This window comes from Nocardioides sp. P4_G4, from assembly GCF_056401085.1.
In genome coordinates this window covers 1-5,416 of record NZ_JBFUKA010000148.1, presented here as the reverse complement: position 1 = coordinate 5,416, position 5,416 = coordinate 1, and the positions used below count along the sequence as shown (strand labels likewise).

At 72.0% G+C, this 5,416-nt stretch carries 4 protein-coding genes; 2 read left to right on the top strand and 2 right to left on the bottom strand.

Features of this window, described 5'->3' with window-relative positions:
- Window positions 1-646: DUF3105 domain-containing protein (locus AC1DQF_RS21055; RefSeq protein WP_477527178.1), on the top strand; the 646-nt coding region annotated here is incomplete at its 5' end.
- Between the two features lie 13 nt (window positions 647-659).
- Here AC1DQF_RS21055 and AC1DQF_RS21050 read toward each other — a convergent pair.
- Window positions 660-1,760 (bottom strand): mannose-1-phosphate guanylyltransferase, encoded by a 1,101-nt coding sequence (locus AC1DQF_RS21050; RefSeq protein ID WP_477527177.1) that lies wholly within the window; start codon window positions 1,758-1,760, stop codon window positions 660-662.
- Between the two features lie 50 nt (window positions 1,761-1,810).
- Between AC1DQF_RS21050 and AC1DQF_RS21045 the strand changes: the two genes are divergently transcribed.
- Window positions 1,811-2,542: a TIGR03089 family protein gene (locus AC1DQF_RS21045; RefSeq protein ID WP_477527176.1), complete on the top strand. Its 732-nt coding sequence runs from the start codon at window positions 1,811-1,813 to the stop codon at window positions 2,540-2,542.
- Here the strand turns inward: AC1DQF_RS21045 and AC1DQF_RS21040 are convergent.
- On the bottom strand, window positions 2,539-5,277 hold the full coding sequence (locus tag AC1DQF_RS21040) for an FG-GAP-like repeat-containing protein (RefSeq protein ID WP_477527175.1): 2,739 nt from the start codon (window positions 5,275-5,277) through the stop codon (window positions 2,539-2,541). The two genes, AC1DQF_RS21045 and AC1DQF_RS21040, sit on opposite strands and share 4 nt — an antisense overlap.
- Between the last annotated feature and the right edge of the window lie 139 nt (window positions 5,278-5,416).

Genomic DNA, 5,416 nt, shown 5'->3' with positions numbered 1-5,416 from the left:
CGTCGGGGCCTGCATCCTGGTGGCGCTGATCATCATCGGTGCGGCGGCGTACAAGCCGATCAAGGACTGGTGGGACCTGCGGTCCTACGAGACGGAGTCGATCGACGCCATCGGCGCCCCGGCGTCCGACTGCGGTGAGATCACGACCAAGAAGGCGTCCGGCAACCAGGACCACGTCGAGCCGGGCACTCCGCTGCAGTTCGAGGACTCGCCGCCCGCGTTCGGTCAGCACTACAACGTCTGGGACAGCATCGACCGCAAGCTCTACTCCGCCTCCGACCGGCCCGACGTGGGTGAGCTCGTCCACAACCTCGAGCACGGCTACACGATCCTCTGGTACGACCAGACCGTCGCCGACAGCGACGCGATGATGGACGACCTGCGCGGCATCGCCTCCAAGAAGTCCAGCACCACCAACCTGCGCGACAAGTTCAAGGCCGTGCCGTGGACCGACGAGGACGGCGACCCGTTCCCCTCCGGCCAGCACGTGGCCATGACCCACTGGTCCGTCGGCGGTGCCGACGCGGGCCAGGAGGGCAAGCAGGTGGGCGTGTTCCAGTACTGCTCGGCCCCGAGCGGCGAGGCCCTCGACGAGTTCATGAAGAAGTACCCCTACATGGACTCCCCGGAGCCGACCGTCCTCTGACGGACCTCTCCCCTCAGGTCAGACCGACGTGGCCGTCCTCCTTGAGGGCGGCCACGATCGATTTCACGTCCTGCGCGCGCGCCCGGGTCGTGACGAGCAGGGCGTCGCCCGTGTCCACGACCACGACGTCGTCGAGACCGATGACGGCCACCACCCGGTCGCCGCCCGGCACGACGAGCCCGGTGCTGTCGATCGCCCGGACGCGGTCCCGGTCGCCGAGCACGACGAGGCCGCCGTCCGGGTCCGGCAGCAGCGAGCGCAGCGACGCGAAGTCGCCCACGTCGTCCCAGCCGAACCGACCCGGGACCACGGCCACGCGCCCGGCGGCGGCGGCGGGCTCGGCCACCGCGTGGTCCACCGCGATCCGGGGCAGGGACTCCCAGGACCCGTCGAGCGTTGCGGGGTCGGCCGCGATCGCCCGCAGCGCGGCGGCGAAGGCCGGGTCGCCCTCGGCCAGCAGGTCGAGCAGCACGGTCGGCCGGACGACGAACATGCCGGCGTTCCACCGGTAGCCGCGCTCGACGTAGTCCGCCGCCACGTCGGCGTCGGGCTTCTCGACGAACTCACGGACCACGCGAGCGCCCGGCACCCCGGCGAGCTCCTCGCCCGCGCTGATGTAGCCGAAGCCGGTCGCGGGGTGCGTGGGCTCGATGCCGATGGTCACCAGCCACCCGGCGCGGGCCGCCTCGACGGCGCGCCCGACCACCGTGTGGAAGGCATCGGGGTCGGTGATGACGTGGTCGGCGGCGAACGAGCCCATGACCGCCTCGGGGTCCCGACGCTCCAGCAGCGCGGCCGCCAGCCCGATGGCGGCCATCGAGTCGCGGGCGGACGGCTCCGCCAGCACGGCCTCATCGGGGACGTCGAGCTGGCCGAGGACGGCGTCGCGGTGCGCGCGGCCCGTCACCACGAGGAAGCGGTCCCCCACCAGCGGCACCAGCCGGTCGTGGGTGGCCTGGAGGAGCGTGCGCCCCGACCCCGTCAGGTCGTGGAGGAACTTGGGCGAGGAGGCCCGGGACAGCGGCCAGAGGCGGGTGCCCGCGCCACCGGCGGGGACGACGGCCCAGAAGTGGTCGAGCGGGCTGGTCGACGGCCGGGTCGTCAGGTCAGTCATGGGGCGGAGGCTATGCCACCGACACCCGCAGGGCTCTCTAGGGTGAACGCGTGACCACCTTCGACGCCGTCCTGCGGACCCAGCTGCGCCACGAGCCGGGTCGACCGCTGGTGACCTGGTACGACCACGCCTCCGGCGAGCGGGTCGAGCTGTCGGTGACGACGTACGCCAACTGGGTGGCCAAGGCCGCCAGCCTGCTGGTCGAGGAGGGCGACCTCGAGCGCGGCATGCGACTGCGCGTCGACCTGCCGACGCACTGGCTCGGGCCGGTGTTCCTGGGCGCGGCCTGGACGGTCGGCCTGGTCCTCACCTCCGCGGACGATCCCGACGCGGTCGTGTGCGGTCCCGACACCCTCGAGGCGTGGGCCGGCCGCGGTGACGAGCTCGTCGTGCTCGGGTGCAGCCTGCTCCCGCTAGGCGTGCGCTTCGCCGACGGCGTCCCGGCCGGCGTGCACGACGTCGGCCTGGAGATCTGGTCCCAGCCCGACGCCTTCACGCCCTGGGACCCGCCCACCGGCCCCGACGTCGCCACCGACGGCGCCTACGGCGACCACACCCAGGCGGCGCTCATGGAGTCGGCCGCCGCCGGGAGTCTCCTCACCGACGGCGGCCGTCTCTTCTCGGTGGCGAATCCGGCTTCCCCACCGGGGATCGCCACCTTCACCGAGCCGCTCGTACGCGGCGGCTCGCTGGTCCTCGTCCGACACCCTGACCCGGAGCGGCTCGACGCGACGTACGCCGCGGAACGCGCCACTCACCGGGCCGGACTGCCGGGGGCCTAGCCGGCCAGGTCGAAGCCCTCCGTCCCGCTCCCGAGGTAGCGCGGCGCGGCGACCTTGCCGCTCGTGCCCGTGTAGAGGTAGACGTCGCCCGTGCCGCGCTGGCGCACGATGTAGTCGCCACGCCCCTTGGCCCTGATGTCGCTGACCCCGACGACCCAGTCGAAGCCCGACACGTCGCTGGGCAGGCCCGCGCGGCTGATCTTGCGACCCCCCACCTGCTGGCCGGCCATGATCCCGCTCCCGGTGCCGCCGTAGACCATCAGCGTGCCGTTGGCCTGGGTGCCGAGCAGGTCCGGGAAGCCGTCGCCGGTCACGTCACCGGCCGGGACGAGGGAGATCCCCCCGAAGCCGCTGCCGATCATGGCGGGCCCGGTGAGCTGGCCGGCCCCGTTGCCCCGCCACAGCGACAGGGAGCCGTCGGTGCCGCGGGTGAGCACGTCGCCCGCGCCGTCGCCGTTCCAGTCGCCCGCGTTGAGGATCAGGTCCGCCCCGGCCAGGGAGACACCGGTGTCGATCGGTGCCCCGAGGTCGAAGGTGCCGCGGTTGGGGATCACGACCAGGGAGTTGTCCTTGACGCCGACCAGGTCGGGTGCCGCGTCGCCCACGAGGTTGCCCGCACCGGTCATCGACCGCAGCGAGCGGACGTTCGTGGCGGGGCCGACCGGAGTGCCGAAGGAGCCGTCGCCGCGCGAGGGCAGGATGAAGACCGCACCCTTGCTGCGGCGGGCGACCAGGTCGAGGCGACCGTCGCCGTTGAAGTCCGCGCCACTCGTGATGCGGTTGTAGACCCGCCAGGAGCCGGGGACCGAGGCCCGCGCCCCGAAGCGTCCGTTGCCCTTGCCCTTGAGCAGGGTCAGTCCCTTGGCGTCGCGCAGGAGCAGGTCGACGTTGCCGTCGCCGTTCTGGTCACCCGCACCGATGAACTGCACCGCGTTGCCCATGCCCTTGCCGAGCACGACCCGCTTGAAGCCGCCACGGGAGGCGCCGAGCAGGGCGACGAGCTTGCCCTTGTGCCGGGCCACGAGGTCGTTGCGGCCGTCCTTGTCGAGGTCGCCCACAGCCGTCATCAGCGTGTGGCCACGGGTGGCCTTGATGACCTTGGAGGTGGCCTTGAAGGTGCCGTTGCCCTTGCCGGGACGGATCCGCAGCACGCCCTGCCTGCTGGTGGACACCAGGTCGATCACGCCGTCGCCGGTGACGTCCGGGGTGACCAGGACGTCCTGCTTGTCCTTCCAGCCCTTGGTGGACACCGTCGTCGCCTTGGCGAACGCGGTGAGGCCGCCGGTGGGGATGATGAAGCCGCGACCGTCTCCGGCCCGCCGGACGACGAGGTCCGGGTAGGGCCCGCCCACCAGGTTGGACTGCGGGGCGGGGTCGCCGATCGTCACGGTCGTGGGCACCGGAGCGGGCGGCGGGGTCGGTGTGGGCGCGGGTGCCGGCGTCCCGCCCGCGGCGGCGTACGCCCGGATGGCGGGGATCTTGGCGTAGAGGTACCTGCCGGGGCACGCGGTCGAGCCGGCGTCGCGGTGGCCGTTGATGGCCGCGAAGGTCGAGCGACCGACCTGCTGGGACATCGAGGCCGGGTTGACCCCGCTCAGGCCGAGCTTCCACGCGAACAGCGAGCCGTAGGCCTGGAGCATCACCTCGGGCGGCTGGACGACGTCGAAGTTGCCGATGGCCGACATGGCGAAGGCGTAGTCGTTGTAGTTGAGCGTGTGCGCCCCGACGACGGGCTTGTCGATCCCGCCGTACCGGCCCTCCCAGATCCGGCCGAACCGATCGACGAGGAAGTTGTAGCCGATGTCGCTCCAGCCGCGGGACTTCACGTGGTAGGCGTAGATGCTGCGGATGATGCCCGGCACCTGCGCCTCGGTGTAGTCGTTGGCGTTGACGGTGTGGTGCACGAAGCCGGCGCTGATGGTGCCGTAGCGCAGCGCGCTCTTGTTGCGGATCGACTCGTCGGCGCCCCACTGGGCACGACTGAAGATGGTCGGCTGGGGAGCCTTGCGGGCGGCCTGGAGCTCGATGTCCCCGTCCGTGGTCGTCGCGGTCTCGCCGCCGCGCTCCTCGTAGTCGTCGTCGTACGACGTGTCGCCGGCTGCGGGCTCCTCGGTCTCGGTCGCGTCGGCGCGGCCTGGCTCGACGACGGCCATGGACAGGTCGTCGGGGAGGGTGTCGCTCGCGCGGGCCCTGATCTGGACGGCGTCGACGTCACCCACGATGAGCGGGTCGGTGCCCGGGCGCGAGGTGGCCGCGTCGGGGCTGTCCGCGTCGGGGGCGTGGTCGTCGTGGTACTCCAGGTCGGCCCAGTCGCTCCAGGTGTCCCCCTCGCGGGTGCGCACCATCAGGGCGATCTGGTCGTCGGCGAGGTTCTCGCCGTGCGCCCAGGTGACGCCGACGGCGCCGTAGCCCGTCACGTCCTGCGGCTTGCTGGTCACCCGGCTGCTCGTGACCGACGCACCGACCACGGTGCGGCCGGCCAGGGCGCGGGCACTGCCGGTGGGCGTGGTGAGCGGGACCTCGGTGACGGTGGGCTCCACGACGGCGGTCGGCACGGTGGCCGAGCGCAGCGCGCCGGAGATCACCGCCGGCCCGCCGGCGCCGGTCGCACCGGGGTGCTGGCCGACGATGTCGAGGGAGATCACCCCGGAGGCCGGGGTGAGGACGGCAAGGACGACACCGAGGGCCAGCAGCTGCTGGCAGGCGGTGATGAAACGGGCCTGTACGAGACGCATATTGACTACTCCAGTGCGCGGGGAAGGTCACACGAGACGCAACTTTCACACCAGTCACACGAGTTCGCCAGAGTTCGTGAGTAACTACAATCATGTAATTTCCAGTCGACACGCCGACGACTTCTCGAATTGTCAACTC

Coding starts and splice junctions, on each gene's coding strand:
- AC1DQF_RS21040 (WP_477527175.1), bottom strand. CDS start 5,277: ATGCGTCTCGTACAGGCCCGTTTCATCACCGCCTGCCAGCAGCTGCTG.
- AC1DQF_RS21050 (WP_477527177.1), bottom strand. CDS start 1,760: ATGACTGACCTGACGACCCGGCCGTCGACCAGCCCGCTCGACCACTTC.